We start from the raw sequence: 22,685 nt of genomic DNA on the forward strand, positions 1-22,685 counted from the left end.
AAGGGGGGGGTATTTTGGATAGAAACTCTCATTGTGGTATGTTCGCTTCAAACAAATTTCTTTGTCCGGAGGTTTGATGTTTCGATTTGCTTTGATCATGGCCCTTTCATATGGCCTCTTCGCTTCTTCTGTAGATGCAAATCCGCTGGACCAGTGGCGCATTTCTTGTGGTGTGGACAAAGGCTCAATCACAAAAAAAGGCCGAACGTGGACGTTCAGGACCAGCAGCAACCATTGTCCCGGTGGCGTTTTCACACAGCGCGCGGAAATTTACACCGACAAGGTTTCAGCAAAGCATCAGGGAGCATACCTCTTTGCTAGCCGCGTATCCATGACAGGCGAAAAGGGCCAGAAATTTGGCCTGTTTCAAATTCACGACGGCAGGCGTGGGTGCGCACCGCCGCTCAAAATCGATGTCACAAAGTCAGGACACTTGGCGCTCATTAGTGACGTAAAAACGGGGCCGGGAGAGTCTTGTATTCGTGGAAGGCTTTCGACCGCAAAATCTCCTGATCGCTTCGTGCTGGATGGTAAAGAGCGGGAAGTAAAAGTGCTGGTAATTTTTGATGGAAAAGGAAATTTCGACGCAACTATTTGGCTAGATGATAGAGTCCAAGCGACTGGACGCTATGAATTTTCCAAGAGTGCCGGTGCATTTCAGCCTGAAAAGTACTTTTTCAAGCACGGCGTATATTCTCAATACCCGTTTCGCTACGAAATGGTTTCCCGAGATGTACGAGTTAAGCGAGTAAAAATCTCCAAATAGTTCCAATATAGACATCGGCATGCGGTACATTCCCATACTTCTCTGGGCTCAAAACAGTTGTTCGGTTTGTCAGATTGCAGAAAAATCTCTCACAACACCCGCACCCTCGGTCGCCGATACGCCCCGGCAGGCCCCACAACCAACTCATGCAGCGCCCAGACCAGCGCGTCGACCCGGTCGGGCGAGCCCTGTCCCTCGAACCCGCGCGCTGTCATTTGGCACATCTGCTCCTCCAGCGCGTCCAGCCCCGCCACATGCGCCACCCGCCCCTGCTCGTACAGGGCCGCAACCGGCTCTGCCCGCGCGACCTTGCCACGTGACGCACGCACCGCCCGGAACGGGACCAGAGGGTCCACCTGCCGCACGACCTCCTCAACCAGTTGTCCGCCCTGATTGACCTCGGCCACCAGCCGCTCGGCCCCGAACTCATCCATCGCGTCAATCGCCGCCTGCGCCCAGCCCGCCGGGCCAACGCCCTGCACCGTCCGGTCGGCCAGCACGAACGCCCGCCACTCCTCAGGCGGCCCCTGCAGTTGCGCACCGACCACCACGATCCCGCAGGCATCCGCGTCTGATCCTGCCGTCACCGCCGGGTCCAGTGCCACCACGATACGGTCCAGATCCGGCACCCGGTCAACCCGCCCCGACTCCAGCATCGAGCCCGTCCACAGCGCCCCCTCAGCGTCAGACAGAAGCACCCCGTCCAACTCCTGCCGTCCCAGCCGTGTGCCTGCATACCGCGCGCGCACCTCGTCCAGAAAAGACTCCGCCAAATTGGCCCGGTTCGCCTCGGTCGGCGCATGGGTCTGGACCGTAGACGGAGACGCCAGCAACGCCTTCAGAACCTTCACATTTCGCGGTGTGGTCGTCACACAGGCCCGCGGTCGCTCTCCCAACCGAAGGGCAAACTGCAGCATATCCCATGTCTCTCCGGCCTTTTTCCACTTGGCCAGTTCATCCACCCATGCCGCATCGAACTGCGGCCCCCGCAACCCCTCGGGATCATGCGCCGAAAACGCCTGCGCCTCGGCCCCGTTGGGCCAGACAAGTTTTCGCTCGGAGGCTTTCCACACCGGGCGCCGATCCGGCGGAGAACACCGCAATATCCCGCTATCACCAAAGATCATCACGTCGCGCACCTGATCAAAGGTCTCTCCGACCAATGCCACCCGGCTGGCCTCTCCTCGGTCTAGCGGCTTTGCCCCCTCGACCATCGATCGCACCCATTCGGCCCCGGCCCGCGTCTTGCCCGCGCCGCGCCCGCCCATGATCACCCAGGCTCGCCAATCCCCCTCGGGCGGCAACTGGTGCGGCAGCGCCCAGAACTCGAACAGGAAAGGGAGGGCACACAGCCCCCCCTCCCCGATCTCACTCAGAAATCGGTCCCGCACCGCAGCATCGGCGGAGGCGAGCCAGTCTGCACCCGATCTCAGACCGGGCGCGTTCAAGATCGAGTGCATAGCCCCCCTGGGCGATTCCGATCTGTCTGTGATGTTGTTCGACAAGGCTTGTCTCCACTTTCTGACAACTTCGGATCAGGCCCTCCAGCTGCCCGAGTTGCCTGGCTGAACCAGCAAGATCTGCATCCTCCCCGGTCCCGATCTGCTTGCGCAGGTCTTCCGCCGCTTGCCGCAGACCGCGAATGGATGCCTCCAGCGACTGCAATAGTTCCGCCGTTTGGGACATCCGCTCTTCCGGGGTAATCAAAGTCATGTTTGCCTGTGACCTCATGCGTGAGTTTTTCCGCACGAGAGAAATGAAAAACGGCCACCGGGTCGCCCCGCGGCCGTCGCCCACTTCTTCTAGCATGACACAACCTATACGAGAGTCAGTTCGGCAAGTCAAGGTTTCCCGCAACAGGTGCGCAACACCCAACGCCCCGGAATGATTAATAAATTCTTGTCCTCCGGGCACCCTGACCGCCCTGTGGCATTCACCTATTCCGGCATTCCCGCAATACGCAGGTCCGAATACCACTGCTCAAGATACTCTTTCGCTTGATATTCCCTGTCCAGATAGGACCGCATTTCGGTGATACTGTAATCAGGATTGTCTGCAAGAAACTCGGCAATCACCTCCCGCGCGTCATCCTCGCGGCCAAGGCAAATATATATCGTCGCCAATGTCCGCAGGCGCAGGCTTGGAGGGTTCCGCTGTCCGTTATAGGTTTCCAGTGCGGTTTCACAATCGCCGAGTATATACTGCACCCAGGCGAGGTTGGCCTTGAAGTGATCCGGATGATGCGGGTCCAGTTCCATGGCTTCCTGCAAAACCGCAGCAGCTTCGTCCAACCGCCCAAGGCTCATCAAAGGCAATGACAATGTGTTCATGTATCGCGACGAACTCGGATACAGTTCGATGGCTTTTTTGAAATGGACTACAGCCTCTTCCAGCTCCCCTTTTCCATAATGCACCCAACCGCGGGCATATTGCGCACCTGGGGCGTTTGGATCCAGTGACAGGGCTTTTTCCGCTGCTTCCTCGGCCAGCCGCAATGCCTCGTCGCGATCAACATCGGACCAGCCACGCCGGTATCCTGCCATGTAGGAAAAAGCCAGGCCGATGTATCCGAAATGAGAATCCGGATCAGCCTGCACAGCCATTTTGTTCAGTTCCAGACTGGCCAAGGCGCCCTCTTTCGTGAACTTCCGCTGCTCCTGCCTTGCTTTCAGGTGATAGTGCAGCGCATTCACCGACGCTGCGCCCGTCACCGGCGGATCACGAAACCCAACTCGCGCGCCAACTGCGGCGGCAATGGCGCGCACAATCTCGTCCTGCACGACAAAAAGGTCGCCGATCTCACGGTCATATGTGTCCGCCCAAACATGTTCACCGGACGTTGCATCAATCAGCTGCACGGTGACACGCAACTGATCCCCGTTCTTTTGCTGGCTGCCTTCGACAAGGTAAGACAGGTTCAACTCTCGCCCGACCTCAACCACATTCACCGGAGCATCGCGGTAGGAAAAGCTTGTATTTCGGGCCAGAACCGAAACTTCCGGTACACGCGACAGTTCCGTGATCAGACCTTCGGCTATGGCGTCACTCAGATACGACCTTTCATCACCTGTACTCAGATCATCAAAGGCCATGACCGCAAGGCGCGGCAGCCCCGACCTCATGTCCGCATTGGTGGCATTCCTGACGCTTGCAGCCCACCACAAGCCCCCGGTGACCATGAGCAGAACAACAGCCAATACCGCGACTAATCTCCGGGAAACGGGCTTTCGGCCGGTTGACGGTGTTGTTTCCGGCATCGACAGGCTGTCGGCGCGTTCATCCAGAACCACTTTGAAGGCAGGAACCGGTTCTTCGATATTCTTGACCTTTTGTTCACCCAAACTCTCGAACGTCAGATCAAGTTTGCTGCGGACCTGAGTATGCACCGAACGGGAAATACAGATGCCGCCGGGCTCGGCCAATGATTGCAGCCTCGCCGAGATGTTGACGCCATCTCCAAAAATGTCGTCATCTTCGACCACGATATCACCAACATTGATGCCAACGCGGTATTGCAAGCACAGATCGTCAGGTGACTTCGCATTGTTGTTTCTGATTTCAGTCTGCACCGTGACAGCAAAAGCGACCGCGTCGACTGCACTGGCGAATTCCATCAATGCGCCATCACCCATCAACTTAATCGTCCGGCCCCCGAATTTTTCGGCCGCAGGATCAATCACATTTTGACGGTTGGATTTCAGCTTTGACAGGGTCTCGGATTCGTCGATCTCCATTGCCCGGCTGTAACCGACGACATCAGAAGACAAGATGGCTGACAGGCGTCGATGCATCGCATACCCCTCAACCAATATGTTACACCAATTTTGCGAAATTTTCCATTCGCGCGCACAGCGTCAACGCCTTGGCATCCGGGCTTGTCTGCGCTCAATCGCGGAATTCAAGCGGACCAAAGACTGAGATTTCCGTTTAAGAAACCTTAACTTCGGTCCGCATTATTTGTTGTACAAAACGGACAGAACCCCACCGGAAACTGGTACAAACCGGAAGATTTATCAGTTGTCCTGAGCTTTCCGCTCCGCCTCGATCTCGCGCCATTTGGCGACGTTGCGGTTGTGCTCCTGCAACGTTTCGGCAAAGGCATGGCCACCCGTGCCGTCAGCGACGAAGAACACATAATTCGTCTCATCCGGCGCAACCGCCGCCTCAAGGCTCGCAAGGCCCGGGCTGGCAATTGGTGTCGGTGGCAACCCATCAATCAGATAAGTGTTCCAAGGAGTTGAACGACGAAGTTCACTCCGACGCAGGCCACGGCCCAGCACGCCTTGTCCCTTGGTGACGCCATAAATCACAGTCGGGTCTGTCTGCAGTTTCATGCCCCGTTCAAGGCGGTTCACAAAAACACTGGCAACCTGCCCGCGCTCTTGCGGTACACCGGTTTCCTTTTCGATGATCGAGGCAAGTATCAGCATTTCTTCCGGGCTGCTCAGCGGCAAACCATCCTGACGGTTCTCCCAAACCGCATTCACCCTAAGCTGCTGTTTTTCCTGCATATCCGCAAGGACTTCGCTGCGCTCGGTTCCTGGCCTCACCTCATAACTGTCCGGTGCCAACATCCCTTCCGGTGGCAGTTCGGACACTTCGCCGCTCAGCACGTCCACCGCTTTCAGGGCCTCTACAACCTGCCAGGATGTAACCCCTTCGGCCAGAGCCACACGAAAGCGCGTATCCGCCTCAGAGCTTTTTTCGGTATAAGATTCAGGCACTTCACCTTCAGCGGGATTAAACGACGCGACTTCGACAAATTCCAGTGTCGCCGGATCAAGCTCTCTCACCTGCGTCTCATTTCGCGTCACGCCGATGCGGTAAACGATCTCGGTCCCGCACGTACTCGCCCCGCCCTTGGTGATGTCATCGACGATCTGTTCCATCGACGCACCTTCACGCACCAGAAAGCTGCCCGCCTTCAACTGCTGAGACTTGTCCGCATAGTCCGCACCCAATCGGAAAATCGTGGCGCTGGTTACCGCACCCTTTTCCTGCAGGTCACGGCTCACACGGGACATGTTGGACCCGCGTTCCACCCGCAGGCAGATCGCGCTTTCCAACGGACCTTCTGCGGAATATTGCGCCTGCCCCCACAGGACCAAGCCAGCCAAGAGGAACAGGCCGACCGCCAGAACGGTCAGCATGTTCGATGCAAGCGCGCGCCACATTTAGTCGGCCTTTCCGAAAATCACACTCGCATTGGTGCCACCAAACCCGAAAGAGTTCGACAAAGCCACGTTAATCTCGCGCTCGCGTTTCTCATTCGGCGCCAAATCCAGCGCGGTTTCGACCGCAGGATTGTCCAGATTGATCGTCGGGGGCGCAACCTGATCCCGGATTGCCAGGATCGAAAAGATTGCTTCGATCGCACCCGCAGCCCCCAGCAAATGACCGGTGGCCGATTTGGTCGAGGTCATGGTCGCATTGCCCGCATGCTCACCCAACAGACGCTCAACAGCGCCCAGTTCGATCGTGTCCGCCATGGTCGAGGTGCCGTGCGCGTTGATGTAATCTACGTCCTTCGGCTCCAGCCCAGCGCTTCTCAGCGCGGCCCTCATCGACCGTTCCGCACCATCACCATCTTCGGACGGCGCGGTGATGTGATAGGCGTCGCCGGACATGCCATACCCCAGCACCTCGGCATATATCTTGGCGCCACGGGCCTTGGCGTGCTCGTATTCTTCAAGCACGACGATCCCTGCGCCCTCACCCATGACAAAGCCGTCACGGTCTTGATCGTAAGGACGGCTGGCCGCCTTGGGGTTATCGCCATATTTCGTGGACAGCGCCTTGCATGCGTTGAACCCGGCGATGCCGATTTCACAAATGCAGCCTTCGCCACCGCCAGCAACCATCACATCCGCATCACCGGCGCGGATAATACGGCTTGCATCACCAATGGCGTGCGCACCTGTCGAGCAGGCCGTCACAACCGAATGGTTAGGCCCTTTGAAACCACGTCGGATCGATACCTGACCTGAGGCCAAATTGATCAGTGCGCCCGGGATAAAGAAAGGCGATACGCGGCGCGGACCCTTGTCTCGGATCAGGTTCGCAGTGTCGGCGATGGAACCCAGTCCACCGATACCCGACCCGATCAGAACACCCGTACGCAGGCGTGCCTCTTCGTCCTCTGGCAACCAGTCGGCATCCTTACATGCCATTTCCGCGGCCGCGATGGAGTACAGGATAAAGTCCTCGATCTTGCGCTGTTCCTTCGGCGGCATCCAGTCGTCGGGGTTGAAGGTTCCGTCCGTTCCGTCACCGCGCGGCACTTCGCAGGCATAGGTCGTGGCGACCCCACTTGCCTCGGCATCAAACTTGGTGATCGGGCCTGCGCCGGACTCTCCGTCCAGCAGTCGCGACCAGGTTTCCTCGACCCCGCTGGCCAAAGGAGTGACCAATCCCAGACCGGTTACAACGACTCTGCGCATGAAGTGCCTCTTGCCTGCTTCCTGTTTGAGAACCGCTCATACCCCGGCCAAGGGTCCGGGGGCAAGAGCGAGGGTAAATATTGAACTGGCGAGATCCTGCCCGGCGGTGCCGCAATCTTTTTCATAAGATTGCGACATTGCAAAATAAATGCCCCTCCCGAATTCAGCAGGAGGGGCAGATTGCCATGTTTTGATATTTCGGTACTTCTACTGAAATTCAGCCACTGGCTCATGAGCCGATTTTGCGACGTCAAGCGCTTCGCTCAGATCAACTGTCTTGCGGAACAGCGCCCGTCCCACCAGAGCGCCCGAAATGTTGTGCACATAGGCCAGACGCGAAATATCGTCGACCGTGCGCACCACGCCGCTGGCGATCACAGGTGTTCGCGAACTCGCTGCAAGACCCGAGATCAGACCCAGCTGGGCTTCGACATCTTCCATATCGCTGTCGATATCTGTCACCAGGATGGCGGCAAACGGAGTGTCGGCGAAAGCTTCGATAAAGGCCTCGGGCGTAAACGCGCTTTGGCTGCGCCAACCTTCGGTCATCACCTGACCCTGCCAGACATCCACGGCCAGCACGATCTGATCCGGATAGAGCTTAGCCAGTTCCTTGACCAAAATCGGATCGCGCGCCGCCATTGTTCCGATCACGATCCGGCCTGCGCCTTTGTCGATCCAGTGCTCTACCGTTTCGCGGCTACGCATACCACCGGCAAGCTGCACCGGAATCTCGGCCGAGCGAATGATTTCTTCGACCAGTTCGGTGTTGGTGTTCTGACCTTCAATCGCATCAAAATCCGTCAGATGCATCCATTCGGCACCAGCCGCTGCCCAGCTGCGCGCGGTCTCAACCGGGTCGACATGCCAAATCATGGCTTCGTCCAGGCGTCCCTTGTCCAAGGTCACGCACCGGCCACCTTGAAGTTCCATTGTTGGGTATATCCTCATGAGCCTCAGCCTCCGCTCAATCGCTATGCAAATTCAGTGTAGCATAGCCTGACGAAAACCGCGCTCATTACACGGTTTCGGCATCAGACGCTTCATTTGCGGCGTGTCAGATCGAAACGTAGTCTAAAACCTGTCCCGAGGGCCATTTCGCCGGAACAAATGAACCGGGGTGTCCTTGAAACACGCCTCGCGCATGAGGTCATAGCCCAATTTCTCTGCCAATTTTCTGGACACCTCATTGGCCGAATCGACCATTGCAACCAAGGGGCCCGGAATCACCCGGTCGAACCAGTCATGCGCGGCCTGCGCGGCCTCATATCCGAAACCCTGTCCCTGAGATTCGGGAGAGAGCACCCAGCCAGCCTCGGGGAACGTATCAAAATCCTCGCCCATCCCCCGATCACCGTAAAAAAACCCGGCTTGCCCGATCATCAGGCGATTGGACTGCAAGACCACAGCCCATTGTCCGAAACCCGCCATTTGCCAATGTCCGGCGTTGCGAAGAAACGCGTCCCACGCCTCGCCCCGGGTTCGGGGCTTACCGCCGATATGGCGCACAACTTCGGGGGTGCGCCATATCTCGGCGAACCGCTTGAAATCCTCAGGGCGCATTGCGCAAAGCGTCAGTCGCGCCGTGTTTATCATCGGGGTGGATCGTATCATGCCCTGCCCGCGTCGATGTTGCCTCGTGTACCAGAGTGCAAATCAAAATCACTTACGCAAGGCGGAATTCAAGCTGACCATAGAAAAACGGCGCCTCCGTTGCCCGGAAGCGCCGCTTTTGATCTCACATCGAAACTCAGGAAGCTTCGGTGATGAATTTGACGGCGTCGCCGAAAGTCTGGATGGTTTCGGCCGCATCGTCGGGAATCTCGATGCCGAACTCTTCTTCAAAGGCCATAACCAGCTCAACGGTGTCCAGGCTGTCTGCGCCCAGATCGTCGATGAACGAAGCGTTTTCGCTTACTTTGTCCTCTTCGACACCCAGGTGCTCAACAACGATCTTTTTCACGCGATCTGCGACGTCGCTCATGTCAATTCCTCATTCCTTCAGGGCGCTCTGCCCGGTTCTGCCCTTGCCCGCTCGGGGTGGCTTTGATTTGCCCGTACCGGGCGGTTTATCTCCCGGATGCCCGGGAAAGTTGAAGGCCGCCCAAATTGACCGGCCTCCGCATGCATGCGCCGCCTATAGCACAGACGACGCAAGAGGCAAACGCTTTCGCGCCGACCTCAATCGCGGTTACAACATGGCCATACCGCCGTTCACATGCAAGGTGCTGCCGGTTACATAACCCGCTTCGGGGCTTGCAAGATACAGAACGGCCGCCGCGATTTCGGACGGTTCACCCATGCGCCCTGCCGGAACTTGCTGCAGAATGCCTGATTTCTGTTCATCGTTCAGCTTGTCGGTCATTGCCGTCGTGATGAAACCCGGCGCCACGGCGTTCACGGTGATCCCCCGGGTCGCAACTTCGTAGGCAAGTGATTTCGTCACGCCCACCATGCCCGCCTTGGAGGCGGCATAGTTGACCTGCCCCGGGTTCCCCGTTGCGCCAACGACGGATGAAATGTTGATAATGCGACCCCAGCGCGCCTTCATCATCCCGCGCAGCACACCCTTGCACAGCTTTGCTGTGGCAGTCAGGTTCACGTCGATCACGCTCTGCCATTCATCATCTGACATGCGCATGAAAAGGTTGTCGCGCGTGATACCAGCGTTGTTGACCAGAATGTCGACCGAACCCATGTCCTCGGCCGCCTGTTTGGGCAACGCCTCGACAGCCGTGAGATCGCTCAGATTGCAGGGCAGAACGTGCGCGCGGTCCCCCAGTTCATCGGCCAGCGCCTGAAGCGGCTCAACCCGCGTACCCGACAAACCGACAGTCGCACCGGCGCCATGCAGTGCACGGGCGATATCGCCGCCAATACCTCCGGACGCCCCGGTGATCAGTGCATTTTTTCCCGATAGATCAAACATCCAATTTCCTTTCCCGGCGCCTGAAAAATAGCGCGCCCTGTTCGTTATGCGTCGGCCTGAGTGACCTTCTGTACATCCTCGGGCGAACCAACAGCCTTGGACCCGATTGCGCGGTCGATCTTGCGGATCATGCCGGACAACGCCTTGCCGGCACCAATTTCCCAAGCTTCGGTCACTCCCTGTGACGCCATGTATTGAACACTCTCGCGCCAGCGCACCGATCCGGTCACCTGCTCGACCAGCAGTTGCCGGATGAGATCGGGATCGGTCACGGCCTCGGCACGGACGTTGGCGATCAGGGGTACTGCGGGTGCCTTGATCTCAACCGACGCAAGGGCTTCGGCCATCACATCCGCAGCTGGCTGCATCAGTGCGCAATGAAACGGCGCGCTGACAGGCAACATGATGGCACGCTTTGCGCCCTTTTCCTTTGCAATCTCAGCCGCGCGCTCAACCGCAGCCTTGGCACCGGAAACAACAACCTGTGTGGGATCATTGTCGTTTGCGGCCTGACAGACCTCACCCTGAGCAGCTTCTTCCGCCACGGCCCGCACCGCGTCCAGATCAAGCCCTAGAATTGCAGCCATTGCGCCCTGTCCCACAGGAACTGCACTCTGCATTGCTTGACCGCGCGTCCGCAGCAGCCGGGCTGTATCCGAAATTGACAATGCCCCAGCGGCGGCCAGCGCCGAGTACTCTCCCAGCGAATGCCCTGCCACATAAGATGCCTTCGAGATCGACACACCTTCGGCCTCAAGCGCCCGCATCGCGGCAATCGACGTCGCCATCAGGGCGGGCTGCGCGTTTTGCGTCAGGGTCAGTTCTTCGATTTCACCTTCCCAGATCAGCGTACTGAGCTTTTCACCCAGCGCATCATCGACCTCGTCGAAAACTGCTTTGGCTGTGGGGTATGCGTCTGCCAGCGCCTTGCCCATTCCGATGGTCTGGGCGCCCTGCCCGGGAAAAACGAACGCGATTGTCATTGAAACCTCTTCGATGACGTTAGGTTGCGGCGGGGTGTAAACCGACTGCGCGGGCGGCACAAGCTCTGCATCTCGACACGCCTCATGTGCATTTCGCGGTATTGTGTCCCCGCATCATATAATTAGGTTGGCGGAAAGCAGTAATCCGGAGCCACACATAATGCCTCTTACCAACACCCACAGCACCTACGGAGGCATTGCCAAAACTTTCCATTGGCTGACTGCCCTGCTGATCTTTACGGTACTCCCGCTTGGGTGGGTCGCGAATGATATTGCCCATGCAATCTACGACCCGGCGATCCCGACGACCGAAGAAGACATTGCCCGCGCCGCCAGGCTGTTTTCGCTGCACAAGACAATTGGCGTTACGATCTTCTTTGTCGCTCTGGCCCGAATCGTCTGGGCATTGACGCAAACCAAACCCGGCCTTCTGAACGCCGACAACAAACCAGAGGCGTTTGCCGCCGAAACAGTCCACTGGCTGCTGTACGGATCACTGGTTCTTGTACCCCTGACCGGCTGGATACATCACGCTGCCACCGAAGGTTTCGCGCCGATCCTGTGGCCCTTTGGGCAAAACCTGCCCTTTATCCCGAAATCCGTTCCACTGGCCGAAGCGACAGCTGGCCTGCATTGGGTGCTTATGTGGGTTCTGGTGGGTGCAGTTTCGCTGCACGTCCTTGGCGCCATCAAACATCACGTGATCGACAAGGACAGCACCCTGCGCCGAATGCTACCGGGTCGTTCGGACGCACCGGAACCGTCCGAGCAACATCATTCTTCAACACCCGCCCTTGCTGCCTTGCTGCTGTGGGTCGCTGCTCTGACTGGTGGTTGGTACATAGGCGCTTACTTCGACCATTCGGATGGCGGGAAAGATGCTGCGGAATTGGCCGAGGTTCAGTCCGACTGGCAGGTGCAGGAAGGCACTTTGTCACTCACGATCACACAGCTTGGTAGCCCGGTTACAGGACAGTTCGGTGAATGGACGGCCGCCATCACGTTTGACGATCCTGCCGAAACCGGGCCAGCGGGTTCTGTGGATGTCACCGTTTCCATCGGGTCGCTCACCCTTGGTACCGTGACGGATCAGGCAATGGGCGGCGACTTCTTTGACAGTACACAATTTCCAACGGCTAACTTTAAAGCCGACCTGTTCAGGACCGACGATGGATTTGAGGCACGCGGCCCCCTGACAATCCGGGATCAGACGTTGGACATCGTGCTGCCCTTCACCCTGGATATTCAGGATGGTCAGGCAAACATGGCCGGATCGGTTGAATTGAACCGACTGGATTTCGACATCGGGAAAAGCATGCCCAAAGAGGATTCATTGGCTTTTGCGGTGGAGGTGGCGGTTGAATTGACCGCAAGCAAACAGGAAAACTGACATCCGCGTTTTTGCGGTTCATAAAGTGCAATAAGAAAAGCCGCCGGTTCCATGGAACCGGCGGCCTGCTATTCCCAGTATGTCTGAGACTTATTCGGCCTTTTGCGCCTCAACCGAGATCCGGATGTCAATTTCATCGCCTACAAACGGAGCAAACTTGCCCAGATTGTAGTCGCTGCGCAGCAACGTCGTCGTCGCGTCAAAGCCCGCCCAGGGTTTCCCCGCCATCGGATGTTCGCCAACCTGATTCAACTTGGCGTCCAGAACAACCGGCTTGGTCACGCCGTTAATAGTCAGATCACCGGTGATGTTCGCGGTGTTTTCGCCGGTGACTTCAATCGCGGTCGAGTTGAAGGTCACCAGATCCCCTTCGGTTGCGGCAAAGAAATCTTCGGACATGAAGTGTTCTTCACGGGGCGCCCAGCCGGTGATCATCTCGACGACCGGCATCGAAACCGACACGCTCGAGTCAGCCGGGTTTTCCTGATCAAACATGATCTCGCCCTCGAACCCCGAGAACATGCCGGTGGTGGTCGAGAATCCAAGGTGGTTGTAGGTGAAAACAACCTGGCTGTGGCTGGAATCCAGGACGTATTTCTCGGCGCTTGCAAAAGCCGCGGACGCCGAAACGGCCAGAGCAGCGGCAAGGAGGGTGGTTTTCATAGCAATCTCCGCAAAAAAGTGAACGCAAACCGTTTGGGTTGCACAAAAAAGAAGATGTGCCGCCCTAGGGCGGCACACAACCTTCATTCGCTAACAAATTCTGTTCCTTTTTGAACAGAACGATTTTCAGACTGAAATTGGCACCGTTCCGCTGAGTTGCCCTTTCAACGCCCGGCTGACTTCCGCCGATTCCAGAGGCAGTTTCATCAGCAGGCTGCCATCCATGTCGAACAGCTCAACCCGGTCGTCGGCAAAATGCGCTCCACCCAGCGTGTCGTAGCTGCGACGCAACACGGTCTGAGGACGCCCGTTCTCGTTTTTCTGCAACACACGCACCTCGCGGCGGATGGGATCAAAATATGCATCCGGGCGATTATCCAGAACTTCCAGCGTCAACAGGCTTACACCGCCGACAAGGAACAAGAGCGATGCCGCCAGTTTGATCGGCCAGACTTCGGCCCCCATGACGGAGCCGGGCATAAGCCACATCGAAAACGCGCTGATGATCAGGAATGCCCCCACGACGCGGCACAGAACCATCCGTGCTCTCCAGTTGGCTGCAAATGTGATCATCACAGGTACGGAGTTATCAAAGGCCGACGCCGAAGCCGGTTGTTGTACTGTATTTGTATTGATGGCGGTCATCTTTCTCGCGCCCCTGTCGCTGGTTACCCTACTATCCGGGTTATTTCCGGGTTGAGTTCAACTTTGAGCCGAAAAGAGTCAGCAATTGGGCGCAGCAAAGGTATTAGGGCGGCGCGACCAAGGCATTTTGGCGGGGCTTGTCCTTGCCGTACAAACGTGTATATGGGGCCATCCTTCGCAAGCACGTATGAACCGCGCAGCCTCTCGTGGCAGGGTCGCGAAGGGATCAGGACCCCGCCTATGAAATGCGCCTTGATAGAAACAGGAGTGCACATGCCACTGTATGAGCATGTAATGATCGCGCGTCAGGACCTGTCCAACGCGCAGGCAGAAAGCCTTGTCGAACATTTCGGCACCGTTCTGGCTGACAACGGCGGCAACGTCGTCGACAGCGAGTACTGGGGCGTCAAGACGATGGCCTACAAGATCAACAAGAACCGCAAGGGCCACTATGCCTTCCTCAAGACCGACGCCCCCGCTGGCGCCGTTCAGGAAATGGAACGCCTGATGCGTCTGCACGATGACGTCATGCGCGTTCTGACCATCAAGGTCGACGAGCATGCCGAGGGCCCCTCGGTCCAGATGCAGAAGCGCGACGACCGCGGCGAACGCCGCGAGCGCCGTTGATCAACGCCTGAGGAAAGGACACAAAGCCATGGCCGCAAAACCATTTTTCCGCCGCCGTAAGGTCTGCCCGTTCTCGGGCGACAACGCGCCGAAGATCGACTACAAAGACACTCGTCTGCTGCAGCGCTACATCTCTGAGCGTGGCAAGATCGTTCCTTCGCGCATCACCGCCGTTTCGGCGAAAAAGCAGCGTGAACTGGCCCGTGCTATCAAGCGCGCCCGCTTCCTCGCCCTGCTGCCCTACGCCGTGAAGTAAGGAGAGACTGACATGCAAGTTATCCTTCTGGAACGCGTTGCGAAACTGGGTCAGATGGGCGACGTCGTCGACGTTAAGCCCGGCTACGCCCGCAACTTTCTGCTGCCGCAGGGCAAAGCCCTGAGCGCATCGGACGCCAACATCGCATCTTTCGAGGCCCAGAAAGCGCAGCTGGAAGCACGCAACCTGGAAACCAAGAAAGAAGCTGAAGCACTGGCTGAAAAGCTGGACGGTCAGCAGTTCATCGTGATTCGCTCGGCATCGGATGCCGGCGCTCTGTATGGCTCGGTCACACCGCGCGACGCAGCAGATGCCGCCACCGAGGCCGGATTCACCGTCGACAAGAAACAGGTCATCCTGATCGCACCGATCAAGGAACTGGGCCTGCACTCGGTTGCAGTTAAACTGCACCCCGAGGTCGACGTCGAAATCAAGATGAATGTCGCCCGCTCGGAAGAAGAAGCCGAACTGCAGGCATCGGGTAAATCGATTCAGGAACTGGCTGCTGAAGAAGAAGCCGCTGCTGAATTCGAAATTGCCGAACTGTTCGACGATATCGGAACTGCCGCGTCTGATGACGAAGAACTGGCCGCGGAAGCGCCGGCAGAAGACGAAGCCAAAGCCTGATATCAGGCTGCTACAAAGATTTGAGAAGCCGCGCATTTTCTGCGCGGCTTTTTCTATTGCTGCCCCAAATCGACGCTGAGCAATTTCCGGCCAAGACCCGACGTCCCGCTTGCGACTGCGCCCTGCCCCCTTATCATTCCGGCGCGAATACGGAGAATACGCATGACGACTTTGCCCCGACGCAATTTCATGGCACTACTGGTCGCTGGCCTGCTGGCGGCCTGCGGCTTGTCCAACGACCGCCTGAGCAGCCGAAACGAACCTTTCGACCCACCGCTATATCCAAACGAAACGCCGGAATTGCGCGCGTCGATCAACAAATGGGCGGATCACTATGAGCTTCCCCGGGAACTGGTCCACAAACTGGCGATCCGTGAAAGCACCCATCGCCCCTGGGCTGTAAACCGGCCTTACTACGGCTTGTTGCAGATCCTACCGGCAACAGCCCGATCGATGGGATATCGCGGAAAGCCCCAAGGATTGTTGGACGCTGACACCAACCTCGAATTTGCGGGGAAGTACCTGCGCGGCGCCTGGCTGTTGTCTGACGGCGATCAGCAGCGTGCAATATTCCTGTACGCAAAGGGTTACTATCCCGAGGCCAAAAAACGCGGCATGTTAGTGGAAACAGGTCTGGTCCAGTCCAACTAGGAAAAGGGTCCGGATTACGAACAAAACCGCTGTAAGCTGCGGTACAAATCGGAGTGTCCACAACCTGTATGCAAGTCTGGGTCGGAAAGACGGGTGTTGCCAAGTAATCGCAGTATAACAGCGCACATAATGAATAACATCTGTACTTAACCGAATATTTGACGCTAGGTTATGACGCGAATATGGTGAGTAAGGCGCCGCCGTGGATGGGGCCGGTGTCCATGCAAGAGGTGTATGGTGAAACTGATAGACTTGGCTGCGGTCGACCAAGAAGAAACGACCGCCAGTGCCATATTGGACTCAGTTTGCGAGTCGCTGGGGTTTGACTATGCGTCATACGCCACGATGAACGCAGTCCAAGGGGACGTCCAGGGCTATGCCAACTATCCAGACGAATGGAAACTGCACTATGGTCAGCAGGGATTCCATCACCTCGACCCAACGCTGTATAAATCCGCACTCAGCATAGCCCCGGTGGACTGGAGCCGTTTTGAACAGGATAAAAAGTTCAAGGCCGTGTTCCGCGACGCCAGTGATTTCGGGATAACTAGCCGTGGGCTTACGGTCCCCATACGTGGGCCTTATGGCGAATGCGGGTTGCTGAACGTCACACGCGATTGTTCAGACAACGAATGGGAAGCGCAAAAGAAAGAATTCATTGCGGATCTGCAAGTCGCGGCGGTACATATCCACGACACCGTCATGCGATCAGGCCTTTTGGCCAAAGCGCTGTACCTTCCCCCCTTGTCTTCGCGGGAAAAGGAAATCCTGCAATGGGTGGCAGAAGGTAAATCGCAGCAGGACATTGGCGATATACTGTGCATTTCCCACAGAACCGTCGAAGTCCACATGCGCTCCGGCCGGGAAAAGCTGGGGGCCCTGACCACGCCCCAAGCAGTGGGACGGGCCATTAGCCTGGGCCTGATCTACCCCGGTTAAGGCAAAAAATCACAAAAATACGGGAAACCCCCAATAGCCCCGACGCGTAAGTCTTGTAACGTTAGCGTTACGGACAAGTAAGACTCGAGGGGGATGACATGATCATTGTCATTGACGGGCTGAACGCGGACAAGTTCAGTGAAGTTCTGGACGAAATGTTTAAATTGCGCGCTCGCGTATTTAGCGACCGGCTAGGCTGGGACGTTAAAGTCGTAGAGGGGCGTGAGCGGGATGAATTCGATAATTTTTACCCGACACATGTCGTCAGCATCAACGACGAGGGGGAAGTCGTTGGGTGCATGCGCCTTTTGCAGACCACAGGGCCGCACATGCTTGCGGACGTGTTCAGCGATATTCTTGACGGAGAGCCGCCCTTGCGCAGTTCTCAGGTCTGGGAAGCGACACGATTCTGCGTTGATACAAACAAGTTAGGGGGCGGTCGTGGAAAGAACACCGTCTCGTACGTCACAAGCGAAGTGATGCTTGGCTCTTTTGAATACGCTCAGAAAGCGGGCGTATTGGATGCGGTCGCCGTAATAGATCCGGTGATCAACCGCGTCCTGAAACGATCGGGCAACGCGCCTTGCGACTATCTTGGCAGCGCCAAGCCGATGGGAAAAGTCACAGCGATGGCTGCATTGATGGACTGCTCGGACGAGCGCATCAAATCCATCCGGGAATACGCAAGTATCGAACACGATGTTTTTCTGAGCGAAGACGCCGCGCTTGAGCTTTTCGAGAAAAGCCGCACCCCGGCCAAGATCAGCACTTTGCATCCACCGGCAAATCGTGACCACAAACCACTGAATACGCTTGAGAAGTACTTTGTCGAACAGATGACTTCGGCAAGAACGCACAAGGAAAGACAAGCGGTTCTGGATCTGATCGAAGCGCTTTCAGACAAGTTTACGCCAGAGCAAAAGACCGCTCTGCTACAAACCCCCCGTGCTTTTGCTCATGAGGCCTGACCCCCTCACCTCATAGGTACAAAGCCACCCACGCGGAGCCGTCAAATTACTGACGGCTCCGTATTTTTTTGCCCCCACATAGAAAGTGGGGAGAAAGAGGATTACTCCTCTTCCAGAGCCTCGACAGCTTTTTGCAGCTCGTCCTTGCTGATTTCCTTGTCCGAAACCTGCGCCAGCTCGAACACGTAGTCCACGACCTTGTCTTCAAAGATCGGCGCACGCAACTGTTGCTGCATCTGGGCGTTCTGTTGGATGAACTCAAAGAACTGACGTTCCTGACCCGGATACTGACGCGCCTGATTCATGATGGCCTGAGTCATCTCGGCATCGGTCACTTCCACTTCGGCCTTCTGACCCAGCTCAGCCAACAACAGGCCCAGACGCACCCGGCGCGCGGCCAGTTTGTTGTGCTCGTCTGTCGGCTCGATCTCAACGTGGTCGTGGCCTTCGACTTCCGGGTTTTCTTCGTGCCACAGCTGATGGGCGATCTGCTTGGCCTCTGCTTCGACCAGCGACGGCGGCAGATCAAACGAAACTTTGGTGTCCAGAGCGTCGAGAAGGCCGCGCTTCATGACCGCACGGGCGGCACCGGAGTATTCCGCTTCCAGACGCTCGGTGATCTGAGACTTCAGCCCTGCCAGGTCCTCTGCGCCGAACTTTGTTGCCAGTTCATCATTGATCTCGGCGGCAACCGGCTCCTTCACCTCTTTGACGGTGCAGGTGAAAACGGCGTCTTTGCCTGCCAGATGCTCGGCACCGTACTCTTCGGGGAAGGTGACATTGACGTCTTTTACTTCTTCTGCCTTCACACCGACCAGTTGCTCTTCGAAACCGGGGATGAAGCTGTTCGATCCCAGAACCAGAGGATAGTCTTCGGCGGAACCGCCTTCGAATTCTTCGCCGTCAACTTTTCCGACAAAATCGAAAACGATCTGATCGCCATCCTTGGCTTTCGAACCTTTGCGGCGGGCTTTGAAGTCCTGCGCAGTTTCTGCCAGGTTTTTCAGGGCTTCTTCAATGGCCGCATCGTCTGCTTTTACAACCAGCTTTTCCAGCTCGATCGACTTCAGATCAACCTCGGGAATTTCTGGCAGCGCCTCATAGGACATCGCGACCTGAACATCGTCGCCTTCTTTCCAGTCCTCGTTGGTCATTTTGACCTCGGGCTGCAGTGCCGGACGATCACCGCTGTCTTCGAAGTGCTGGTTCATTGCACCGTCGATGGTTTCCTGCATCGCTTCGCCAAGCAGACGCGGGCCAAACTGTTTTTTCAACAGGGCCATCGGCACCTTACCCTTGCGGAAGCCTTTCATCTCGATTTCCGGCTGCGCTTCGGTCAGCTTCTCATTGACCTTGTCGTCCAGTTCGGCAGCGGTGACAACGATGTTGTAGCCGCGTTTCAGACCTTCGTTCAGCGTCTCGGTAACCTGCATTATGGTAGTCCCCATAGGATTCGGGGCGCGCAAAAAGGCGCGCCGGGCAAATTTGACGCCTTCTATTTGCCCTACCGGCTGCGCGCAAGGGGCAAAGGCCGGATCAGCCTTGTTTTGCCGTCGATTTGAACAAAAAACGCCCCGGACAATGCCGGGGCGCTTCTAGGAATGTGATCTTTGGATCAGAACCTCCAGCGGGCACCAAGTACCCAGGCATCGTTCTTGTCAAAGGTCGACGCGGTGTCGTCGAAATCGTGATTGCGGTATTTCAGATAGGCATCGGTGTTGATGCTGTCGATCCGCTGAACAACCGCAATACCCCACGCCTTGGTGCTCGAGCCATTCGTGTCGAAATCCGACCCGTCATAGTAGTCGATACCAACGCCGGTTTTACCCCAAGATACCCAGTCGCCCTCATACGCGATCTTGCCGTACCAGTAGTTCGGGTCCGTCGCGCCAGCTTGGTCGTCGCTGCGGGTACCGCCAGCCAGCGTAAAGCTCAGGCCGCTTGGCAACAGCACCGAAGCCGAACCGATCGTGTCCTTGCGGTCGCCGGAATTGTCGTCGCGCTCGCGCACGGCATAGGCCAGGCCAGCGGCGAATTCGACACCACCGGCGAAGGTGTTGTTGTAGAATACACCAACGTCGTAATAGTCGTCGTCATCGCTGGAAGACAGGATGTTCTGACCATATGCGAAGCCAGCCGAGAAACCGTTGAACTCAGGGGTGTCATACCGGATACGACCACGACGTGTACCGTCAAAGTTGCTGCTGGAATCGCCAACGGTGATGCCGCTCAGCATTCCTGCAGTGTCACGGTAGAAGAAGCTGCCGTTTTCATCATTGGTGAACGAATAAAGCGCCGTTCCGACATAGGACAGGTCAACCTCAGCTGCACCATCTGAAACCATGCTGCCCTGACCAGCCGATGCAGTACCCCAATCGCCTTTCAACGCGAAATCAACGTGGCGAATATCTTCGCGAGTCCACCCGTTGAAGCTGGTGCCCAACTGGTTCCATTGACTCGAGTTGGGAAGGCCCAGACCGGTTTCGAACCGGAAGGTGAATTCATTCGCCCCAAAAGGTTGGAACACGCGCAGGCCAACGCGGCTGTTGGACAAATCGTTGTCCAGAACGCGGGTCTCGGTGTCCTGCCCGTCATCGACCGAGATCAGGGCCGGGTGCAATTGTCCATACAGCAGAACATAACCGCCGCTGTTGTTGTCGTATTTCAGTTCCGCAGCAGCGGGAATCGCGGTGGTTGCAGCCAGAACGGCGGCCACCGATGTAATTTTAGTTTTCGAGGTCATTTCACTCACCATGAAAAGTTCCGGTTTCAGGTACTGCTCAAATGTGAACAGAGCGCATTGTTTCCCAGAGGATCGCTGCCAGACCAATGCAAGCATTGCAATAAAGCCACAGGGCACACCCCCTTCAGGAAATAATACTGTTTCCTTTCAGGGCGTTATCCGCACTCGTTCTATTCAAGAAAATCATTCCAAGTGAATTCTGCCCGCTGAGCCCTGCAATAAGCAAATACTCGCTATGCATTCCCGACGCAGGTCTCAGCAATTTTTTGCCGAGTTACCGCCCGCTCGGCCATTACCCGCTCAAATCACTGAATCACAATTCTGATCATCGATTTCAGAAGTATTGAAAACCCAATTCGCCAACCGGGATGAGCAATTTTAACCCCGCAACGAAGCCAATGACCTAACGGATATCCATCCTCCGCATGATTGCGGGGAGTTGTTCGGGCAGATCTTCTGCAATCAATCCGGGTCCGAATTCTCGCGCGGCTTCCACGTGTAACCAGGCCGCGGTTTCGGCGGCTTCCATCGCAGTGAACTCGCGCGCCAAAAGTCCGGTTATGAAACCAGCCAGTACATCACCCGATCCTGCTGTTGCTAACCACGGTGCGGCACGCTCATAAAGTGCCGCATGGATTGAACACTGACCGTCAGGCGCGGCAATTACCGTATCCGGCCCCTTGAACAGAACCACGCAACCTGCCCGACGCGCCGCTTCCCGTGTGGCGTCCACTTTGGAATAGGCCGGGCCTTTCGTTGGGGCCTGTTTCATTTTTTTGGCAAGGTCAGGAAAGAGGCGCGAGAACTCGCCCGCATGAGGGGTCACAACGCAGCCTTCATGCAAGGACTCAAAAAGCGTTCCAGGGTTCTCGGCAAATGCCGATAATGCATCTGCATCCAAAACGGTCGGGCGCGTCTCACCTGACCCGCTCAAAGCTACAGGAACCAGTTCGCGCGCGCGCTCGGGTCCAAGCCCCGGACCGAGGCAAAGCGCGTTCAACCGTTTGTCTTGCAGGATTCCAGATAAAGCGTCGGCATCTTCCACACGTTTCAACATGATCGCGGTGATCTGACTGGCCACTTCCATCTGGGCCGTAGGAGGCACACCAAGCGTCACCAACCCGGCTCCGATCCGCAGCGCACCTCTGGCCGCCAAGCGCGCTGCACCCGTTTTGCCGGGGCCACCCGAAAGGATCAGCGCGTGACCATGGTCATATTTATGGTCGCCACTGGCCTTCGTTATTGCGAATGCAGAACCATCATCCAGCAGCCTGACGGCATCCTCACATGCTCCGCCCAATCCAATGTCGACCACCCGCACTTCCCCGCAGTAACCGGGCCCATCGCCCAAGACATGTCCCAGCCTCATGCGATGGAATGTAACCGTAAGAAATCCGTACACGGCACCATACTCATCGCTTAAAGCCCGGCCACTATCCATGCACAGACCGGTCGGCGCATCCACGCAGACCATCCGCCCGAATGTTCTGCCTGCGACATAGATTTCAGTCAGTGGCCCCAATATCTCAGCCGAGGGCGCTCTGGTCAGGCCGGCCCCAAAAATCGCATCGACGTACAGCGATGCGGCAGGCCCGTTCAGGATCGCCTCGGCAGACCATTCCGCAACATCCACGTGACCGGCCAACCGATCATAATTCGCTCGCGCATCTGGCGGCAGTTTTTCCGGCGCGCCAAACAGGTACACTTCAACATCCCACCCGCGCTCTTTCAGCAAGCGCGCCACAACAAACCCGTCGCCGCCATTATTTCCCGGACCACACAGGACAACGGCCCGTAACGGACCTTTTTCATCTGACACTGAGTTCTCAGGGGAGCGGCCGCCATCATTTCCGCCGTCGGTTCCTGCGGCCGTTGGCGACGGGCTATCCACGCGCCGGTCCAACTCCGGCCACTCCTCGAATATCACATCGACAACGCCCTGCCCGGCCCGTTCCATCAACTCCAGACCGGACACTGTACCAGACTCGATCGCCGCTCTTTCGATCTCTCGCATCTGTGCCGCTGTCAGCAATTCCGCCATTTTCAATCCACCACGAT

22 protein-coding genes are annotated in these 22,685 nt (G+C 57.0%); 8 read left to right on the forward strand and 14 right to left on the reverse strand.

What is annotated here, in order from left to right:
• Nucleotides 1-76 precede the first annotated feature (76 nt).
• Nucleotides 77-766, forward strand: coding sequence for a hypothetical protein (locus ACR0NW_RS07890; protein ID WP_480449897.1), 690 nt, complete (start codon nt 77-79; stop codon nt 764-766).
• Between the two features lie 89 nt (nt 767-855).
• On the opposite strand, the gene ACR0NW_RS07895 is transcribed toward ACR0NW_RS07890, so the two are convergent.
• The 9 genes from ACR0NW_RS07895 to fabD form a co-directional block, all read right to left on the reverse strand.
• Nucleotides 856-2,226 (reverse strand): DNA-packaging protein, encoded by a 1,371-nt coding sequence (locus tag ACR0NW_RS07895; protein WP_480449898.1) that lies wholly within the window; start codon nt 2,224-2,226, stop codon nt 856-858.
• Nucleotides 2,227-2,703: 477 nt separating this feature from the next.
• Nucleotides 2,704-4,557: an adenylate/guanylate cyclase domain-containing protein gene (locus ACR0NW_RS07900; protein ID WP_480449899.1), complete on the reverse strand. Its 1,854-nt coding sequence runs from the start codon at nt 4,555-4,557 to the stop codon at nt 2,704-2,706.
• 222 nt (nt 4,558-4,779) lie between these two features.
• Complete coding sequence (gene mltG / locus ACR0NW_RS07905; protein WP_480449900.1) at nt 4,780-5,940, reverse strand: endolytic transglycosylase MltG; 1,161 nt, start codon at nt 5,938-5,940, stop codon at nt 4,780-4,782.
• Nucleotides 5,941-7,206, reverse strand: a complete 1,266-nt coding sequence (gene fabF / locus ACR0NW_RS07910; protein ID WP_480449901.1) for a beta-ketoacyl-ACP synthase II — start codon at nt 7,204-7,206, stop codon at nt 5,941-5,943.
• A 207-nt stretch (nt 7,207-7,413) separates the two neighbouring features.
• The gene (locus ACR0NW_RS07915; protein ID WP_480449902.1) at nt 7,414-8,157 is read right to left on the reverse strand and encodes a 1-(5-phosphoribosyl)-5-[(5-phosphoribosylamino)methylideneamino]imidazole-4-carboxamide isomerase; all 744 of its coding nucleotides are present in this window, start codon (nt 8,155-8,157) and stop codon (nt 7,414-7,416) included.
• Between the two features lie 123 nt (nt 8,158-8,280).
• Nucleotides 8,281-8,820 (reverse strand): GNAT family N-acetyltransferase, encoded by a 540-nt coding sequence (locus tag ACR0NW_RS07920; protein WP_170651905.1) that lies wholly within the window; start codon nt 8,818-8,820, stop codon nt 8,281-8,283.
• A 136-nt stretch (nt 8,821-8,956) separates the two neighbouring features.
• A complete protein-coding gene (locus ACR0NW_RS07925) occupies nt 8,957-9,190 on the reverse strand; it encodes an acyl carrier protein (RefSeq protein WP_170651903.1) in 234 nt (77 codons plus the stop codon).
• 207 nt (nt 9,191-9,397) lie between these two features.
• The gene (gene fabG, locus ACR0NW_RS07930; RefSeq protein WP_170651901.1) at nt 9,398-10,135 is read right to left on the reverse strand and encodes a 3-oxoacyl-[acyl-carrier-protein] reductase; all 738 of its coding nucleotides are present in this window, start codon (nt 10,133-10,135) and stop codon (nt 9,398-9,400) included.
• 44 nt (nt 10,136-10,179) lie between these two features.
• Entirely contained in the window at nt 10,180-11,118 is a 939-nt protein-coding gene (fabD, locus tag ACR0NW_RS07935; protein WP_480449903.1) for an ACP S-malonyltransferase, read from the reverse strand.
• 160 nt (nt 11,119-11,278) lie between these two features.
• Here fabD and ACR0NW_RS07940 point away from each other — a divergent pair, with 160 nt between their 5' ends.
• Nucleotides 11,279-12,508, forward strand: coding sequence for a cytochrome b/b6 domain-containing protein (locus ACR0NW_RS07940; protein WP_480449904.1), 1,230 nt, complete (start codon nt 11,279-11,281; stop codon nt 12,506-12,508).
• Nucleotides 12,509-12,598: 90 nt separating this feature from the next.
• On the opposite strand, the gene ACR0NW_RS07945 is transcribed toward ACR0NW_RS07940, so the two are convergent.
• Both ACR0NW_RS07945 and ACR0NW_RS07950 read right to left on the reverse strand, forming a co-directional pair.
• Nucleotides 12,599-13,171 (reverse strand): YceI family protein, encoded by a 573-nt coding sequence (locus ACR0NW_RS07945; RefSeq protein ID WP_170651895.1) that lies wholly within the window; start codon nt 13,169-13,171, stop codon nt 12,599-12,601.
• A 126-nt stretch (nt 13,172-13,297) separates the two neighbouring features.
• Entirely contained in the window at nt 13,298-13,816 is a 519-nt protein-coding gene (locus ACR0NW_RS07950) for a hypothetical protein (protein ID WP_170651893.1), read from the reverse strand.
• A gap of 273 nt (nt 13,817-14,089) precedes the next feature.
• Between ACR0NW_RS07950 and rpsF the strand changes: the two genes are divergently transcribed.
• From rpsF to ACR0NW_RS07980, 6 genes are all read left to right on the forward strand, one after another.
• The gene (gene rpsF / locus ACR0NW_RS07955; RefSeq protein WP_480449905.1) at nt 14,090-14,443 is read left to right on the forward strand and encodes a 30S ribosomal protein S6; all 354 of its coding nucleotides are present in this window, start codon (nt 14,090-14,092) and stop codon (nt 14,441-14,443) included.
• 28 nt (nt 14,444-14,471) lie between these two features.
• Nucleotides 14,472-14,699, forward strand: coding sequence for a 30S ribosomal protein S18 (gene rpsR / locus ACR0NW_RS07960; RefSeq protein ID WP_005982441.1), 228 nt, complete (start codon nt 14,472-14,474; stop codon nt 14,697-14,699).
• A 12-nt stretch (nt 14,700-14,711) separates the two neighbouring features.
• Nucleotides 14,712-15,326 (forward strand): 50S ribosomal protein L9, encoded by a 615-nt coding sequence (gene rplI, locus ACR0NW_RS07965; protein ID WP_170651889.1) that lies wholly within the window; start codon nt 14,712-14,714, stop codon nt 15,324-15,326.
• Between the two features lie 162 nt (nt 15,327-15,488).
• Nucleotides 15,489-15,977 carry a transglycosylase SLT domain-containing protein gene (locus ACR0NW_RS07970; RefSeq protein ID WP_480449906.1) on the forward strand — a complete coding sequence of 163 codons (489 nt, stop codon included), beginning with the start codon at nt 15,489-15,491 and terminating at the stop codon, nt 15,975-15,977.
• A 237-nt stretch (nt 15,978-16,214) separates the two neighbouring features.
• Complete coding sequence (locus tag ACR0NW_RS07975; protein ID WP_170651885.1) at nt 16,215-16,916, forward strand: LuxR family transcriptional regulator; 702 nt, start codon at nt 16,215-16,217, stop codon at nt 16,914-16,916.
• A gap of 98 nt (nt 16,917-17,014) precedes the next feature.
• Nucleotides 17,015-17,884 (forward strand): acyl-homoserine-lactone synthase, encoded by an 870-nt coding sequence (locus tag ACR0NW_RS07980; RefSeq protein WP_480791518.1) that lies wholly within the window; start codon nt 17,015-17,017, stop codon nt 17,882-17,884.
• Nucleotides 17,885-17,985: 101 nt separating this feature from the next.
• Here ACR0NW_RS07980 and tig read toward each other — a convergent pair whose 3' ends face one another.
• The 3 genes from tig to ACR0NW_RS07995 form a co-directional block, all read right to left on the reverse strand.
• On the reverse strand, nt 17,986-19,317 hold the full coding sequence (gene tig, locus ACR0NW_RS07985; protein WP_480449908.1) for a trigger factor: 1,332 nt from the start codon (nt 19,315-19,317) through the stop codon (nt 17,986-17,988).
• Nucleotides 19,318-19,499: 182 nt separating this feature from the next.
• Nucleotides 19,500-20,627, reverse strand: coding sequence for a porin (locus ACR0NW_RS07990; RefSeq protein ID WP_170651882.1), 1,128 nt, complete (start codon nt 20,625-20,627; stop codon nt 19,500-19,502).
• A 403-nt stretch (nt 20,628-21,030) separates the two neighbouring features.
• A complete protein-coding gene (locus ACR0NW_RS07995) occupies nt 21,031-22,668 on the reverse strand; it encodes an NAD(P)H-hydrate dehydratase (RefSeq protein ID WP_480449909.1) in 1,638 nt (545 codons plus the stop codon).
• Nucleotides 22,669-22,685: the final 17 nt, after the last annotated feature.

This window comes from Ruegeria sp. CF5 (assembly GCF_056537325.1).